This window comes from Serratia liquefaciens ATCC 27592 (genome assembly GCF_000422085.1).
Classification (GTDB): domain Bacteria; phylum Pseudomonadota; class Gammaproteobacteria; order Enterobacterales; family Enterobacteriaceae; genus Serratia; species Serratia liquefaciens.
In genome coordinates this window covers 741,615-757,569 of sequence record NC_021741.1, presented here as the reverse complement: position 1 = coordinate 757,569, position 15,955 = coordinate 741,615, and the positions used below count along the sequence as shown (strand labels likewise).

16 protein-coding genes are annotated in these 15,955 nt (G+C 56.5%); 5 read left to right on the top strand and 11 right to left on the bottom strand.

The window, feature by feature from the left end:
• Window positions 1-708 carry a 2-C-methyl-D-erythritol 4-phosphate cytidylyltransferase gene (gene ispD, locus M495_RS03435; protein ID WP_041414218.1) on the bottom strand — a complete coding sequence of 236 codons (708 nt, stop codon included), beginning with the start codon at window positions 706-708 and terminating at the stop codon, window positions 1-3.
• 3 nt (window positions 709-711) lie between these two features.
• Entirely contained in the window at window positions 712-1,032 is a 321-nt protein-coding gene (gene ftsB / locus M495_RS03430) for a cell division protein FtsB (RefSeq protein ID WP_020825266.1), read from the bottom strand.
• Between the two features lie 405 nt (window positions 1,033-1,437).
• Here ftsB and M495_RS03425 point away from each other — a divergent pair, with 405 nt between their 5' ends.
• The 3 genes from M495_RS03425 (at window position 1,438) to M495_RS03415 (ending at window position 3,733) form a co-directional block, all read left to right on the top strand.
• Complete coding sequence (locus tag M495_RS03425) at window positions 1,438-2,208, top strand: basic amino acid ABC transporter substrate-binding protein (RefSeq protein ID WP_020825265.1); 771 nt, start codon at window positions 1,438-1,440, stop codon at window positions 2,206-2,208.
• Window positions 2,209-2,307: 99 nt separating this feature from the next.
• Window positions 2,308-3,027, top strand: coding sequence for an amino acid ABC transporter permease (locus M495_RS03420; protein ID WP_044033777.1), 720 nt, complete (start codon window positions 2,308-2,310; stop codon window positions 3,025-3,027).
• Entirely contained in the window at window positions 3,011-3,733 is a 723-nt protein-coding gene (locus M495_RS03415; RefSeq protein ID WP_020825264.1) for an amino acid ABC transporter ATP-binding protein, read from the top strand. The genes M495_RS03420 and M495_RS03415 overlap by 17 nt, the downstream gene beginning before the upstream one ends.
• A gap of 52 nt (window positions 3,734-3,785) precedes the next feature.
• On the opposite strand, the gene M495_RS03410 is transcribed toward M495_RS03415, so the two are convergent.
• The 5 genes from M495_RS03410 to cysG all read right to left on the bottom strand — a co-directional run bounded on the left by M495_RS03410 (window position 3,786) and on the right by cysG (window position 8,607).
• A complete protein-coding gene (locus M495_RS03410) occupies window positions 3,786-4,103 on the bottom strand; it encodes a DUF3561 family protein (RefSeq protein ID WP_020825263.1) in 318 nt (105 codons plus the stop codon).
• An 85-nt stretch (window positions 4,104-4,188) separates the two neighbouring features.
• Complete coding sequence (gene cysC, locus M495_RS03405) at window positions 4,189-4,818, bottom strand: adenylyl-sulfate kinase (RefSeq protein ID WP_041414213.1); 630 nt, start codon at window positions 4,816-4,818, stop codon at window positions 4,189-4,191.
• Between the two features lies 1 nt (window position 4,819).
• Window positions 4,820-6,247, bottom strand: coding sequence for a sulfate adenylyltransferase subunit CysN (gene cysN / locus M495_RS03400; RefSeq protein ID WP_020825261.1), 1,428 nt, complete (start codon window positions 6,245-6,247; stop codon window positions 4,820-4,822).
• Window positions 6,248-6,258: 11 nt separating this feature from the next.
• Window positions 6,259-7,167 (bottom strand): sulfate adenylyltransferase subunit CysD, encoded by a 909-nt coding sequence (gene cysD, locus M495_RS03395; RefSeq protein ID WP_020825260.1) that lies wholly within the window; start codon window positions 7,165-7,167, stop codon window positions 6,259-6,261.
• 9 nt (window positions 7,168-7,176) lie between these two features.
• Window positions 7,177-8,607, bottom strand: a complete 1,431-nt coding sequence (cysG, locus tag M495_RS03390; RefSeq protein WP_020825259.1) for a siroheme synthase CysG — start codon at window positions 8,605-8,607, stop codon at window positions 7,177-7,179.
• Between the two features lie 260 nt (window positions 8,608-8,867).
• Between cysG and M495_RS03385 the strand changes: the two genes are divergently transcribed.
• Window positions 8,868-9,944, top strand: a complete 1,077-nt coding sequence (locus M495_RS03385) for an aminopeptidase (protein WP_020825258.1) — start codon at window positions 8,868-8,870, stop codon at window positions 9,942-9,944.
• 61 nt (window positions 9,945-10,005) lie between these two features.
• Here M495_RS03385 and M495_RS03380 read toward each other — a convergent pair whose 3' ends face one another.
• The 3 genes from M495_RS03380 to cysJ all read right to left on the bottom strand — a co-directional run bounded on the left by M495_RS03380 (window position 10,006) and on the right by cysJ (window position 14,325).
• Window positions 10,006-10,740, bottom strand: a complete 735-nt coding sequence (locus M495_RS03380) for a phosphoadenylyl-sulfate reductase (RefSeq protein ID WP_020825257.1) — start codon at window positions 10,738-10,740, stop codon at window positions 10,006-10,008.
• Between the two features lie 70 nt (window positions 10,741-10,810).
• Window positions 10,811-12,526, bottom strand: a complete 1,716-nt coding sequence (gene cysI / locus M495_RS03375) for an assimilatory sulfite reductase (NADPH) hemoprotein subunit (RefSeq protein WP_020825256.1) — start codon at window positions 12,524-12,526, stop codon at window positions 10,811-10,813.
• Entirely contained in the window at window positions 12,526-14,325 is a 1,800-nt protein-coding gene (gene cysJ, locus M495_RS03370; protein WP_041414210.1) for an NADPH-dependent assimilatory sulfite reductase flavoprotein subunit, read from the bottom strand. The genes cysI and cysJ overlap by 1 nt, the downstream gene beginning before the upstream one ends.
• Window positions 14,326-14,762: 437 nt before the next feature.
• Between cysJ and queD the strand changes: the two genes are divergently transcribed.
• A complete protein-coding gene (queD, locus tag M495_RS03365; protein WP_020825254.1) occupies window positions 14,763-15,122 on the top strand; it encodes a 6-carboxytetrahydropterin synthase QueD in 360 nt (119 codons plus the stop codon).
• Window positions 15,123-15,151: 29 nt separating this feature from the next.
• On the opposite strand, the gene queE is transcribed toward queD, so the two are convergent.
• Window positions 15,152-15,823, bottom strand: a complete 672-nt coding sequence (gene queE / locus M495_RS03360) for a 7-carboxy-7-deazaguanine synthase QueE (RefSeq protein WP_020825253.1) — start codon at window positions 15,821-15,823, stop codon at window positions 15,152-15,154.
• Window positions 15,824-15,955 lie beyond the last annotated feature (132 nt).

The following is a 15,955-nucleotide window of genomic DNA, read 5'->3' as shown; positions in this document are numbered from 1 at the left end:
TTAATTGTCTAACTGAGTTAAATAGAATGCCGCCAGCGCCAAATCTTCCGGCCGCGTGACCTTAATATTGTCCGAACGCCCATTGACCAGCAGCGGATGATAGCCGCAGTGCTCCAGGGCCGACGCCTCGTCGGTCACCGTCGCCCCGTCATCCAGCGCGCGCTGCAGGCACTGCTTGAGCAACGCCAGTGGGAACAGCTGCGGCGTTAACGCATGCCACAGGTCCTGACGTTCTACCGTATGAGAAATGGCCCCGTGGCCAGGCTCTGCGCGCTTCATGGTGTCACGCACCGGCGCCGCCAAAATCCCCCCCACGTCGCTATGTTCGGTAATCGCCAACAGGCGGTCGAGATCGTCGGCATGCAGACAGGGGCGCGCCGCGTCGTGCACCAGCACCCATTTTGCCTCACCAGCCAGCTGCAAGCCGGCCATTACCGAGTCGGCGCGTTGCTGCCCGCCAATGGTAGCCTGCACGCGGGGATCCTGCGCTATCGGCAACTGGTGGAACTGCTGATCGTCGGGGCCTATCGCCACAATCACCTGCGAAATACGCGGATGGCGCAGCAGCGCGTGGATCGCGTGTTCGAGAATGGTTTGGTGGCCGATGGTTAAATATTGCTTTGGGCAATCAACCTGCATGCGGCTGCCAATACCGGCAGCGGGCAGGACGGCGATCACCGATGGAAAGGTTCCTGCGGAGTGATTCATGCGTTACTTTTGTAGGTTATTTTGCGAGGCGGACGCCGCGTTGCGTCTGGATTGGTCAGGAACCAGACGATAGAAAGTCTCACCGGGCTTAATCATGCTCAGCTCATTGCGCGCACGCTCTTCGATCGCTTCCTGACCGCCGTTCAAATCGTCGATTTCGGCGAACAGCTGATCGTTACGCGCTTTCAATTTGGCATTGCTGCCCTGTTGGAGCGCAACATCCTCATTGACCCGCACGTAATCGTGAATACCATTTTTGCCCAGCCACAGTGAATACTGTAACCAACCGAGCAATGCCAGCAATAGCAGCGTAAGTTTTCCCATCTCCGCCCCCTGAAAAACCGACCAATCATCCCACAACTTTTCGTTGGACTCCACACAGAGAACGGCATTTCGCCGCCAAATTCAGAGTAGGATGATAATTTCCTGAGTTTATAACCTAAATTCACTTCGAAAGCGGCAAAAAAAACCACTTTCATCACAGAAAAACCAGCCTGGGCCGCAACATTTTCCCCTTCAACGTTTTTTCCGGTTATGCAGTAAGAAAAACTGGCTACCCGCTGATTTCACCAAAGCATTCGCCAGCCACAAGCACAAACTGCATATTTAACACCATTAAAAATTTCATCATCAGGTAGGAGTTGTGTTTTTATTCATTAAAGATTATTTTTATGCACTCATAGTGCATAAATAAATCCAATGGATCATTTTTAATTACCGGGGATAGCGATGTTTAAATCTTTAGTTGTGATTGGCGCCTGTCTGGCTGCCACCCTGTCGGCCTCCGTCCTGGCGGCTGAACCTACCTACGTCGTCGGCTCTGGCGGCACCTACCGTCCGTTCGAATTCGAAAACAGCAGCAAACAGCTGGAAGGCTTTGATATCGATATCATCAAGGCGGTAGCCAAGGCCGAGAACTTTCAGGTCAAACTGGTGAATACGCCGTGGGAAGGTATTTTCGCCACGCTGAACTCCGGCGATCGCGACATCATTATTTCCGGCATCACCATTACCGATAAACGCAAACAAATGGTTGATTTCTCTGTACCTTACTTCCCGGCAGAGCAGGCTATCGTGGTCCCCAAAGACTCTGGCGTAGACTCGATTGCCGCCTTGAAAGCGCTGAAGGTCGGCGTAGTCAACTCCAGCACCGGCGACATCGTGGTGTCCGACGTGTTAGGCAAAAACAACACCGCCATCAAACGTTTCGACAATACCCCGTTAATGCTGCAAGAGCTGTATGAAGACGGTATCGGCGCGGCCGTGGGCGACGTCGGCGTGGCCAAGTTCTATATCAAAACCCATCCGGAAAAAGAGTTCAAACTGGTGTCCGATGCCAAATTCGAACGTCAGTATTTCGGTATCGCCGTGGCCAAAGGCAATGACGAACTGCGCGGCAAAATCAACGCCGGCCTGAAGAAAATCATCGCCGACGGCACCTACGCCAAAATCTACCAGACCTGGTTTGACAGCAACGTCCCCACGCTGCCCGCCGAATAAACTATCGTCGTTCGTCAACACAGCAGTCTAGAGACTTTTAAGAAGGATCCGACCTTGAATTTCCGTTGGGAGATAATCCAGGAGTACGCCCCGCTGTTTATGGAAGGCGCCTGGATGACCATTAAATGCACCATTATCTGCGTGATACTGGGCACCACCTGGGGGCTGATCCTCGGGCTCGGCCGTCTGGCGCAGGCACCACACGGCATCTGGAAACCGATACTGCATTATGGCGTTCAGTGGCCGGTGCGCATCTACATCAGCGCCTTCCGCGGTACGCCGCTGTTTGTCCAGATTATGGTGGTGCATTTCGCGCTGGTACCGCTGTTTATCAACCCACGTGACGGTCTGCTGGTCACCAGCGGCCTGATGAGCACCGATTTCGCCCGCGCGTTGCGCTCCGATTACGGCGCATTTCTCTCCTGCGTGGTGGCGATTACGCTGAACGCGGGTGCATACGTCTCGGAAATTTTCCGCGCCGGCATTCAGTCTATCGATCGCGGTCAGATGGAAGCTTCGCGTTCGCTGGGCATGAGCTACGGCAAAACCATGCGCAAAGTGATCCTGCCGCAGGCGTTTCGCCGCATGCTGCCGCCGCTGGGCAACAATGCCATTGCCATCGTCAAAGACTCTTCGCTGGCCTCCGCCATCGGTCTTGCCGATCTGGCCTATGCCGCCCGCACGGTTTCCGGCGCCTATGCCACCTATTGGGAGCCCTACCTGACCATTTCGCTGGTCTATTGGGTCCTCACCTTCCTGCTTTCGCTGATGGTGCAACACATGGAAAAGAGGTTCGGGAAAAGTGATTCGCGTACATAATCTGCAAAAACAATTCGGCGAAAGCCACGTGCTGCGTGGTATTTCCTGCGAAATCGCAGCCAACGAAGTGGTCTGCGTCATCGGCCCGTCCGGCTCCGGTAAAAGTACCTTCCTGCGCTGTATCAACGCGCTCGAGACCCTGTCCGGCGGTGAGATCCTGGTGAACGGTTTTGCCATACACAGCCAGAAAACCGATCTCAATAAAATGCGTGAGAGCGTCGGCATGGTGTTTCAACGCTTTAACCTGTTCCCGCACATGACGGTGCTGGAAAACATCATCATGGCGCCGATGGGCGTGAAAAAGCTGTCGCGCGCAGAGGCCATACTGCGGGCAGAGGCGCTGCTGCAAAAGGTGGGCCTGCTGGACAAAATCGACGCTTATCCCAACAGCCTGTCCGGCGGTCAGCAACAGCGGGTCGCCATTGCTCGCGCGCTGGCGATGGAACCGAAAATCATGCTGTTCGACGAACCGACCTCCGCACTGGATCCCGAGCTGGTCGGCGAAGTGCTGGCGGTGATGAAGTCATTGGCGCACGAAGGCATGACGATGGTGGTGGTGACGCATGAGATGGGCTTTGCCCGTGAGGTGGCCGATCGGGTGCTGTTTATCGATCAAGGGATCATTCAGGAAGAAGGTTCGCCACAGCAGATTTTCAGCCACCCGGCCAATCCGCGCACTCAGGCTTTTCTGAGCAAAGTTTTGTAACCTTCGGCACGGCTTTGCAATGCTTCGGGCGCAGGCGACTGCGCCCTTTCCCTCACCAACCGGTCAAAAAGCTGAACACCAGCCAGAACAGGCACAGAACGATGGTCCCGGTCAGCAACAGCGTAAAAATCAACCGGCCACGCAGCAGCATGCTGAGCGTGATGCCAATCAGCACCGAAACCGGCATCAGCGCCAGGAAGAACGGCCAGGTGTAGAGCAGGAAGAAAAGGGTGTTGGAGCCGTAAACCAAAAACGGCACTGCGAAGGCCAGCCAGTAGAAAACAAAGCCGCAGACACCGCCCAGGAAAGAATAAGAGGGCTCCTCTTTCTCCTGGTTTGCGTCAATCAAGATAGGCGAGACATTTTGCATAGCGATCCCTGGTTATTCGGCGCGCTCTCCGGCGGGCTTAGCGTAAAAAGCGTATGGCGCAAAAACGCCACACGCTTTTCTGAATTCAGGGTTTGATAATAGCCCGACCACGCAGCACGTCTAACAATTGCGCAATCAAATTTGTTACCAATTGTTGGCCATCAAGGTGAATATCCGGCCGTTGTGGCGCCTCGTAAACCGAGTCGATACCGGTGAAATTACGCAGCTCGCCGGCACGGGCTTTTTTGTACAATCCTTTCGGATCGCGCACTTCACAAACCGCCAACGGCGTGTCGACAAACACCTCGATGAAACGATCTTCATCCAGCAGTTCACGCACCATCTGCCGTTCGGCGCGATGTGGGGAAATGAAAGCGGTCAACACCACCAGGCCGGCGTCCACCATCAGTTTCGCCACTTCGCCCACGCGACGAATATTTTCGCGCCGGTCGTCGTCGGAAAAACCGAGGTCGCGGCACAGGCCGTGACGCACGTTGTCGCCATCCAGCAGATAGGTGCTGACACCATGGGCGTGCAGTGCCTGTTCCAGCGCGCCGGCGACGGTAGATTTGCCCGAGCCGGACAGCCCGGTAAACCACAGCACCACGCCTTTGTGGCCGTTGCGGACTTCGCGATCCGCACGCGTTACCGCATGCGGATGCCAGACCACGTTGTCATCATCCGGCCCGGTCGGCCGCAGTTGAGCGTCGGTCACGTTATTTTCCCCCAATCAGGTCGCGCGCGCCCCAATGTGGGAAGTGTTTACGCACCAGAGCATTCAGTTCCAGTTCAAATGCGCTGAAGTCGCCGGCTGATGCCTGAGCGTCCTGCAAGGTTTCGCGGATCAAGCCAGCACCCACGGTGACGTTGCTCAGGCGATCGATAAAGATCAGCCCACCGGTATCGTGGTTGCGTTGATAGCTGTCCAGCACCAGCGGTTCATCGAAGGTCAGTTCGACCAGACCGATACCATTGAGCGGTAAAGTGTCCGCCTGATGCTGCGCCAGCGAGTTGATTTCCACCTGGTGGCGTATGCCTTCTACCCGCGCACGGGTCTTTTTGCCAGCCACTTTGATGTCATAGCTTTGGCCCGGCAACAGTGGTTTTTCAGCCATCCACACCACGTCCACCAGCGCGCTTTGCGCCGCTTTCAGGGTTTCCCCAGCATCGACCAGCAGATCGCCGCGGCTAATATCCACTTCATCTGCCAGCACCAGCGTGATCGCCTCGCCCGGCACCGCTTCCTGCAGATCGCCATCAAAGGTCACAATACGCGCTACGGTAGATTCCACGCCGGAAGGCAATACCTTCACGCGTTGTCCGACGCGCACCACACCCGCGGACAACGTGCCCGCATAGCCCCGGAAATCCAGGTTAGGACGGTTGACATACTGCACCGGGAAACGCAGCGGTTGCGTCTCGCGTTCGCTGATCACATCCACGCTCTCCAGCACCTGCAGCAGCGTCGGGCCGCTGTACCAAGGCATCTGGGCGCTTTCACTGGCCACGTTGTCGCCATCCAGCGCCGACAAAGGCACAAACTTGATGTCCAGATCGTTCGGCAACTGTTGGGCGAAGGTCAGATAATCCTGTTTAAACTGTTCGAACACCGACTCTTGGTAATCTACCAGGTCCATTTTATTGACCGCCACCACCAGATGGCGAATGCCCAACAGCGTGGCGATAAAACTGTGCCTCCGGGTTTGATCCAGCACCCCTTTGCGTGCGTCGATCAACAGGATCGCCAGATCGCAGGTCGAGGCCCCGGTCGCCATATTGCGGGTGTACTGCTCATGCCCCGGCGTATCGGCAATAATAAATTTGCGCTTTTCGGTCGAGAAATAGCGATAGGCTACGTCGATGGTAATGCCCTGCTCACGCTCGGCCTGTAGGCCATCGACCAGCAGCGCCAAATCCAGTTTCTCGCCCTGGGTGCCGATGCGTTTGCTGTCGCTGTGCAGCGTAGACAGCTGATCTTCGTAGATCTGACGGGTATCATGCAGCAAGCGGCCTATCAGGGTACTTTTGCCGTCATCGACGCTGCCGCAGGTCAGGAACCGTAACAGGCTTTTGTGTTGCTGCGCATGCAGGTAAGATTCGACCCCACCCTGCTCAGCGATTTGTTGTGCAATTGCATTGTTCATCCGGCGGCTCCTTAGAAATACCCTTGACGCTTTTTCAGCTCCATCGAGCCGGACTGATCGCGGTCGATCATCCGTCCCTGGCGCTCACTGGTGGTGGACACCAACATCTCTTCGATGATCTCCGGCAGCGTCTCCGCTTCGGAATCCACCGCACCGGTCAGCGGCCAGCAGCCCAGCGTGCGGAAACGCACCATGCGCTGGCTGATCACTTCGCCAGGCTGCAGATCGATACGATCGTCGTCCACCATCAGCAACATGCCGTCGCGCTCTACCACCGGACGCGGTTTTGCCAGATACAGCGGCACGATGTCGATTTTTTCCAGGAAAATGTATTGCCAGATATCCAGCTCGGTCCAGTTCGACAGCGGGAACACGCGAATGCTCTCGCCCTTGTTGATTTGGCCGTTGTAATTGTGCCACAGCTCCGGGCGCTGGTTTTTTGGGTCCCAACGGTGGAAGCGATCACGGAATGAATAGATACGCTCTTTGGCGCGTGACTTCTCTTCGTCACGGCGGGCACCGCCAAAGGCGGCATCAAAACCGTATTTGTTAAGCGCCTGCTTCAGGCCTTCGGTTTTCATGATATCGGTATGCTTGGCGCTGCCGTGAACGAACGGGTTGATGCCCATCGCCACGCCTTCCGGGTTCTTGTGGATCAGCAGTTCAAAACCGTACTCTTTCGCAGTGCGATCGCGGAATTCGTACATTTCACGGAATTTCCAACCGGTATCCACATGCAGCAACGGGAACGGCAGCGTACCCGGGAAAAAGGCTTTACGCGCCAGATGCAGCATCACGGAAGAGTCTTTACCGATGGAGTAGAGCATCACCGGGTTGCCGAATTCAGCGGCGACTTCACGGATGATATGGATACTCTCCGCCTCCAATTGCCGCAAATGAGTGAGTCGTTTTTCGTCCATAACAGATCCTTAAGCCAAATTCACGACGGCGGGCCGCGATGCCCCTTCCGTCTGCGGTTGATGCCCAAACCAGGCAATTTGATGATGCAGCTCTACCACTTCGCCGATCACCAGCAGCGCCGGCAAAGGTGCCTGTTGAGCCAATTTTTCAAGCTGTTGCAGCGTGCCGGTTTGCACCAGCTGATCCGCACGCGTGCCGCGGCTAATCACCGCCACCGGCGTGGTGGCCGCGCGTCCGTGGGCTATCAGGCGCTGGCTGATGTCCGCCGCCTTCATGGTGCCCATGTAGATAGCCAGAGTCTGACGCGCTCGCGCCAAGTCTGCCCAGTCCAGCCCGTCACCGTCGGGACGACAGTGGCCGGTAATAAAAGTCACGCTCTGCGCATGATCGCGGTGCGTCAGCGGAATGCCGGCATAGGCCGTTGCGCCGGCCGCCGCGGTAACGCCCGGCACCACCTGGAACGGAATGCCCGCAGCGGCGGCCACCTGCAGCTCTTCGCCGCCGCGGCCAAAGATAAAGGGATCTCCGCCTTTCAATCGCACCACGCGCTTGCCCTGCTGCGCCAGTTCCACCAACAGGCGGTTGGTTTCTTCCTGGATCACCGAGTGTGCTCCGGCACGTTTGCCCACGCAGATGCGCTCGGCATCGCGACGCACCAGATCCAGAATCTCATCGCTGACCAGATGGTCGTAGAGCACCACATCGGCCTGCTGCATCACCTGTAGCCCGCGCAGGGTCAATAACCCCACGTCGCCCGGCCCTGCGCCCACCAGCGCAATTTCGCCCTGGGTGCCTTCGCCGTCCTGGGCAAACTGCTGTAAATCCTGCTCCAACTGCCGCTCGGCCTGTGCGGACTGGCCATTGGCCACCAGCGTGGCAAAACGTCCGCCGAATGTTTTTTCCCAGAAGCGACGACGTTCCCCGATCGCATTCAGTCGCTGTTTTACCTGGCCGCGCCAACGCCCGGCCACCTCCGCCATCTGCCCCAGGCTGGCGGGCAACAAAGCTTCGAGTTTTTCACGCAGCATACGTGCCAGCACCGGTGCCTGGCCGCTGGAAGAGACGGCAACCACCAGCGGTGAACGATCGATAATCGACGGAAAGATGAACGAGCAGCGCGGCTGATCGTCGACCACGTTAGCCAGCACCCGGCGTTTATCCGCTTCGGCAAACACCTCGGCATTCAGCGCGCTGTCGTCGGTTGCGGCAATCACCAGGAACACCTCATCCAGTTGCTGAGCGGCAAAAGCCTGCCCCTGCCAGTGGATGCGCCCCTGCTGATGCAGTTCTTCGAGTATGGGTGAGAGTGACTGCGCAACTATCCGTATTTCAGCCCCGGCGCGCAGGAGAAGATCCACTTTGCGCGCAGCCACTTCGCCGCCGCCAACGACCAACACCGGGCGTTGTTTCAGGTCGGCAAATATAGGTAGATAGTCCACAACAGCCTTTTCATATATGCAGAATGATAGTGTGACTATACGGGCTGAGATTTGGCCTCTGAAATGACGAAAAGGAATGACTAGTTACTTTATGGAATATAGGCCGCAGCACACGGCTTAACCGGCGATAATTGCGACTAAGGTTTGCGCATTTACGCCAAATTTAAGAGCGGGAGAAATTGTTTAATCTTGCCGACCGTCTCATACTGGACACCGCAAAAATAATCGGTCTTGTCGATATCAAAGAAGGATTTTTCGGTATGTTTTCCCGTTTTTACCTGAAGACCGGCCTGCTGGTGGCAGCGCTCGGCGGTGTTTTCAGCGTTTCGGCCGCCACTCAGCCCGCAAAAGAGGCCCCGATGGGCAAATTCGCCGCCGAGCAGACTCGCCACATCGCCACTTATTTTCCTGGCCGCATGGCCGGTAGCCCGGCAGAATTGCTCACCGCAGACTATCTGAAACAGCAGTTCAGCAAGATGGGGTATCAGAGCGATATCCGCAGTTTCAACACCCGCTATCTGTACACCAGTAAAGACGGCAAGAAGAACTGGAATAACATCACCGCCAGCTCGGTGATCGCCGCTAAAAATGGCAGCCTTCCTCAGCAGATTCTGATCGTGGCGCATTTCGATACCTACACGCCGCGAAGCGACGCCGATCTGGACAACAATCTCGGCGGCTTGACGCTGCAGGGCGTCGACGACAATGCCTCTGGCGTCGGCGTTATGCTGGAACTGGCGGAGCGTCTTAAGAACATCCCCACCGCTTACGGCCTGCGCTTTGTCGCCACCAGCGCCGAAGAACTGGGTTCGCTGGGCGCGCAGAACTACCTGCAGCGCATGAGCGACGAAGAGAAACACAATACCCTACTGGTGGTTAACCTCGACAGCCTGATTACCGGCGATCGCCTGTATTTCAACGCCGGTCTCAATACGCCGCCAAAGCTGGCGAAACAGAGCCGCGATCGCGCACTGGATATTGCCCACCGCTACGGCATCGCTGCCGCCACCAACCCGGGCAGCAAAGCACACCCGAAAGGCACCGGCTGCTGTTCCGATCAGGAAGTGTTTGATAAAGCCGGTATCCCGGTGCTGTCGGTCGAAGCCACCAACTGGTCACTGGGCGATAAAGACGGTTATCAGCAACGCGCCGTGAGCCCGCACTTCCCGCAGGGCATCACCTGGCATCGCCCGCAGTACGATAACCTGCAATATCTGGAACGCAATCTGCCAGGGCGCATCGACAAGCGCAGCCGCGAGAGCGTGCAGATTTTGCTGCCGCTGATTAAAGAACTGGCTCAGGCGCACCCACCCAAAGCACAAAAACAGAAAAAGTAGTCTCTCTGAAAACGCCAAGGGCCCAGCGAATGCTGAGCCCTTTGACGATGTTGATACGTGATTAGCCTTCGTGCAGGCCACACTCACGTTTCAGGCCAAAGAAACGGGTTTCTTCTTCACTCATGCCTGGTTCCCACTTCTGCGTGGTGTGAGTGTCCCCCACTGACAGATAGCCTTGTTCCCACAGCGGGTGATAACTGAGGCCGTGCTCGGTCAGGTATTGATAAATCTTGCGGTTGTCCCAGTCGATAATCGGCAGGATCTTGAATACCCCACGTTGCACCGCCAGTACCGGCAGATTGGCGCGGCTGCCGGATTGTTCGCGGCGCAGACCGGCGAACCAGGTTTGCCCGCCCAGAGTTTCCAATGCGCGATTCATCGGCTCAACCTTGTTGATCAGGTTGTATTTCTCGATACCTTCAACGCCCTGCTCCCACAGTTTCCCGTAGCGAGCCTCTTGCCAGGCGGGCGACTGCTCGGCACGAAACACTTGCAGGTTCAGCTTCAGTTTGTCGACCAGCTGATCGATAAACTGATAGGTTTCCGGGAACAGATAGCCAGTATCGGTGAGGATCACCGGAATGTCCGGTTTGATCCGCGTAACCAAATGCAGACATACCGCTGCCTGAATGCCGAAACTTGAAGAGAGCACAAACTCGCCGGGCAGATGTTCCAGCGCCCATTCCACGCGTTGCTCGGCGGAAAGCGTTTCCAACTGGCCATTAACTACCGCCAGTGCCAACGCCTGCCCAGACTTGGGCAGCGCATTCAGCGCCGCCAGATCGAATTCAGCCATGTTGCCAGCCTCCTGATGCTTGAATCATACCGCGCGGATCGGCCCCCGGTGAAAGCGGGGCCAAACGGCGTCAGTCCCAGAAATCCTGCGCCGAATCAATTACCGGCTTGACCACCCCGGCGCGAATAGTGAAATCACCGAAGCCTTCGCCCGCGTTACGCTCTGTGGCCCAGCGGCCCACCAGTTGGTCAATCTCTCGCAGAATTTCTTCTTCGTTGATATTTTCACGGTACATGCGCGGAATACGCGTACCTTCACGATTGCCACCCAAATGCAGGTTATAGCGGCCAACCGCTTTACCCACCAGGCCAATCTCCGCCAACAGCGCGCGGCCACAGCCGTTCGGACAACCAGTAATGCGCAATACGATGTGCTCGTCACCCACACCGTGGCTGTGCAGGATCCCTTCCACTTTAGTGACGAACGCCGGCAGAAAACGCTCGGCCTCCGCCATCGCCAATGGGCAGGTCGGGAAGGATACGCAGGCCATCGAGTTTTGACGCTGCACGCTGACCCCATCGTCGATCAATCCGTGTTCACGAGCGATCGCTTCGATCTTCGCCTTCTCGCTTTCCGGTACGCCGGCAACGATCAGGTTCTGGTTGGCCGTCAGACGGAAATCCCCTTTATGGATCCTGGCGATCTCGGCAACGCCGGTTTTCAACGGGCGTCCCGGATAGTCCAGAAGACGGCCATTCTCGATAAACAGCGTCAGGTGCCACTGGTTATCAATGCCTTTAACCCAGCCAATGCGATCGCCGCGGCCGGTAAATTCGTACGGGCGGATCGGTTCAAAGGTGATACCGGCCCGTTTTTCCACTTCGGCACGGAAGGTATCAACCCCAACGCGTTCCAGCGTGTATTTGGTTTTGGCGTTCTTGCGATCGGTACGGTTACCCCAGTCGCGCTGGGTGGTTACCACCGCTTCCGCGACCGCCAGCGTATGCTCCAGCGGGATATAGCCAAATTCGCTGGCCTTGCGCGCATAGGTTTTCTTGTTGCCGTGTTCAATCGACAGGCCCCCGCCTACCAGCAGGTTAAAGCCCACCAGCTTGCCGTTTTTGGCAATAGCGACAAAGTTCATGTCGTTGGCGTGCAGATCGACGTCGTTTTGCGGTGGGATCACCACCGTGGTTTTGAACTTGCGCGGCAGATAAGTCGCCCCGAGGATCGGTTCTTCGTCGGTGGTCGCCACTTTTTCCTGATCCAGCCACACTTCAGCATAGGCGCGGGTACGCGGCAGCAGATGTTCGGAGATCTTTTTCGCCCACTCGTAGGCTTCCTGGTGCAGCTCGGACTCCACCGGGTTAGAGGTGCAAAGCACGTTGCGGTTGACGTCGTTAGCCGTAGCCAGCGCGTCCAATCCCAGGCGCCCCAACAGCTGGTGAACCGGCTTAACGTCGCCCTTCACAATGCCATGGAACTGGAAAGTCTGACGGTTGGTGATGCGGATGCTGCCGTACAGCGTGCTTTCCTGCGCGAACTTATCAATGCCCAGCCACTGCTGTGGGGAGATAATCCCCCCCGGCAGACGGCAACGCAGCATCATGGCGTGGCGCGGTTCCAGCTTCTGTTCGGCGCGTTCGGCGCGGATATCACGGTCGTCCTGCTGGTACATTCCGTGGAAGCGGATCAGCAGGAAGTTGTCACCGTTAAAACCGCCGGTCAGGCCATCCTTCAAGTCTTCGGCGATGGTGCCGCGCAGGAAGTTGCTTTCTTTCTTCAAACGCTCGGCATCGGCCAATTTGCCTTCGACCACCAGAGGCCCCGGGTGTTTATCACTCATCAGTAGACATCTCGCTGATAACGGCGCTCAAGGCGCAGCTCACTTAAAAATTCATCCGCCAGCTCGGTATCCATGCCACCGTGCTCGGCCACCAGTTCCAGTAATGTGTTTTCCACGTCTTTTGCCATGCGGTTCGCATCGCCACAGACGTAAATGTGCGCGCCTTCCTGGATCCAACGCCACACTTCCGCGCCCTGTTCGCGCAATTTGTCCTGGACATAGACTTTATGCTGCTGGTCACGTGACCAGGCCAGATCGATGCGGGTCAGCAGGCCATCTTTCACATAGCGCTGCCATTCGACCTGATACAAAAAGTCTTCAGTAAAGTGCGGGTTGCCGAAGAACAACCAGTTCTTGCCGCCGGCACCGTCAGCATCACGCTGTTGCATAAAGGCGCGGAACGGCGCAATGCCCGTGCCTGGCCCAATCATGATCACCGGAGTTTCCGGGTTGGCCGGCAGGCGGAAATTGTCGTTATGTTCGATGAACACCCGCACGTCACCATCTTCTTCCAGCCGATCGGCCAGGAAACTGGAGGCACCGCCTGCGCGGGCGCGCCCTTCGATGTCGTAACGCACCACGCCGACGGTCACGTGCACTTCGTTTTCAGTCTCGGCTTGCGACGAGGCGATGGAATACAGGCGCGGCGTCAACGGACGCAGCAGGCCAATCAACTGCTCGGCGTTAAGATCGGCTGGCGCCTGTCGCACCATGTCGACAATTGGCGTGTTGTGCGCGTAATGCTGCAGCGCGGCTTTATCCGCTAACAAACCAATCAGCTTCTCGTCGCGCGACAGAGCCGCGTATTTATCGACGATTAGCGTGGTGTTCTGCGTCAGTTCAAAATGGCTGCGTAACGCTTGCGAAAGCGGCAAGGTTTTTCCTTCCACTTCCACCGGTTCGTCGCCCTTCAGCCACAGCAGTTGCACCAGTTCATCCACCAGTGCCGGGTCGTTATCGAACCACACGCCCAGCGCATCGCCCGGTTGGTAACGCAGACCAGAATCACCCAGGTCGATTTCAATATGGCGCACGTCTTTGTCTGAGGCCCGGCCGGTAATTTTTTGCTTCACTGCCAGTTGTGCGGTCAGAGGCTGTTCTTTGCTGTACGGGCTGCTGTCGATCAGGTCAATCGCACCGCTGGCCAGCACGCCCGGTGCGGCGTTTTCAGCCGGTGCGCGCGCTTTCAACACCTCCACCACCTGTTTACGCCAGGCGGTAGCCAGCTCCTGATATTCCACGTCGGCATCTACCCGCTCGACCAGACGCTCAGCGCCCAGTTCGGCCAGCTTGCCGTCGAAATCTTTACCCGACTGACAGAAGTTTTCGTAGGAAGTGTCCCCCAGGCCAAAGACCGCAAACGCGGTTTCGTTAAGCTTCGGCGCTTTCTTGGAGAACAGGAATTTATGCAGGGCAACCGCCTCTTCCGCCGGCTCACCTTCCCCTTGGGTGGAGGCGACGATCACCAGCAGACGTTCCTGGGCAATTTGCTTGAATTTGTAGTCGCCGGCATTAACCAGCGTGACGCTCAGCTTGGCGGCCAACAGATCGTCGCGCAATTGTTCCGCCAGGCGGCGAGCATTGCCGGTCTGCGAGGCGGAAATCAGCGTGATACTGGCGGCAGCGGCGGCAGGCGGAGCAATGGCTACCGCACCAGGCTGTTGATTAACCATTCCCCAGAAATAACCTGACAGCCACGCCAGCTGCGTCGGTGAATATTCACCAATCGCCGCCTGCAGGCGCGCCAGCTGTTCGGGTGTCAGCGGGAGCATCGATGTTGGAGGAGCCTGAGTCGTCATTGCAGTACTTATTTCCTATACTTGGCACCTATCCAGCCAGGTGCTCGCCAGTGTCAGTCGCTGTCTTTTCGTTCAGTCTGCGGTCCTGAAAAGAACAGGAGAGTTTGTAAGGTTACCGAGCACAATAGCAACGATTAAATAAGGGATAGCAATAATTAATAACCAAAATGACTAAGCTGTTTTTCTGGTAACGGATAGTGCTTAAAGCGCTAAGCAGATATTTTTATCTCAATGAAAATAAAGCTGTTTTTTTAACGTTATTTGAATGAATCGCATTTACCACTCATTACCCCAACCGATAGGTCCAGTCGGTACCAAACAAAAAAAGTGTTAACCGTGCATTGACCACAGCAGCGGTAGACCATAGCGGTATAAATGGCAAGCAGGCTCCGTTTCCGGTAAACTTCGGCGGTTTTTGAGTCAATGAGGCCGTAATAATGGCAACCACGCTGTTTAAAGATTTTCAGTTTGAAGCCGCACACCGTTTGCCGCACGTACCTGAGGGCCATAAATGTGGCCGTCTGCACGGGCATTCGTTTATGGTGCGTCTGGAAGTAACCGGTGAAGTGGATGCACATACCGGTTGGGTGATGGATTTCGCCGAGCTTAAAGCCGTGTTCTCCCCTATTTGGGAGCGCCTGGATCACCATTATCTGAACGATATTCCAGGATTGGAAAATCCCACCAGCGAAGTGCTTGCCGCCTGGATCTGGCAACAGCTCAAACCCCAGTTGCCGGAGCTGACTGCGGTGATGGTGAAAGAAACCTGTACCGCGGGATGCGTGTATAAAGGTTAAAGAAAGGGCGCCCAATGGCGCCCTGAATTTTATGCGATGTTCAGATATTTATGGGTCTGCATCGACAGGCGCCAGTTGCGCGCAATGCAGGTTGCGATGCACAGGCGAGTCGCCTCTTCCTTCTGGCTGATCGGCTGCAGCGCGATAATACGCGGCTTCTCATCATGCAGCGTCGCCAGCAGCACATCCAATGCTTCGATATCGCGCTCACGCCCAACCGGGTGCTTCACTTCATCAGCGCGCTGCAAAGCCTGATCCAACACCTTCATGCCGCCGCGCATATTCACCTTGGGGGATACCGTCACCCAGGTTTTCGCCGAACACCGGATTTCGTGGGTGCCGCTGGTCTCAATCTGGCAGCCGTAGCCGTTGTCTTCCAGCAACTGGGTCAGCGGAGTCAAATCATAGATGCAGGGCTCGCCGCCGGTGATTACCACGTGGCGTGCGGTATAACCCTGTTGACGCATCACCGCCAACAGCTGCTCGGCGTTGGCGCTGCCCCAGGCGTCGCTCTCTTCGGTTTTCACCAGGATCCGCTGCATATCGACTTCCCGATTGGCTTCCTTTTCCCAGGTATGTTTGGTGTCGCACCAGCTGCATCCTACCGGGCAGCCCTGCAAGCGAATAAAGATGGCTGGAACGCCGGTGAAAAAGCCTTCGCCCTGCAAGGTTTGGAACATTTCATTAATCGGGTACTGCATCGGTTTCTCAATCTGGAAAGGTAAAAAGGGATTATCGCAGATTCCAGCCCGGCGACCAAACGGGCGAAATTGTATTAAATTTTATCCTACCCGCCTTCGCCAGCGTATCTCACCGGCTATCCGCTTCATTTT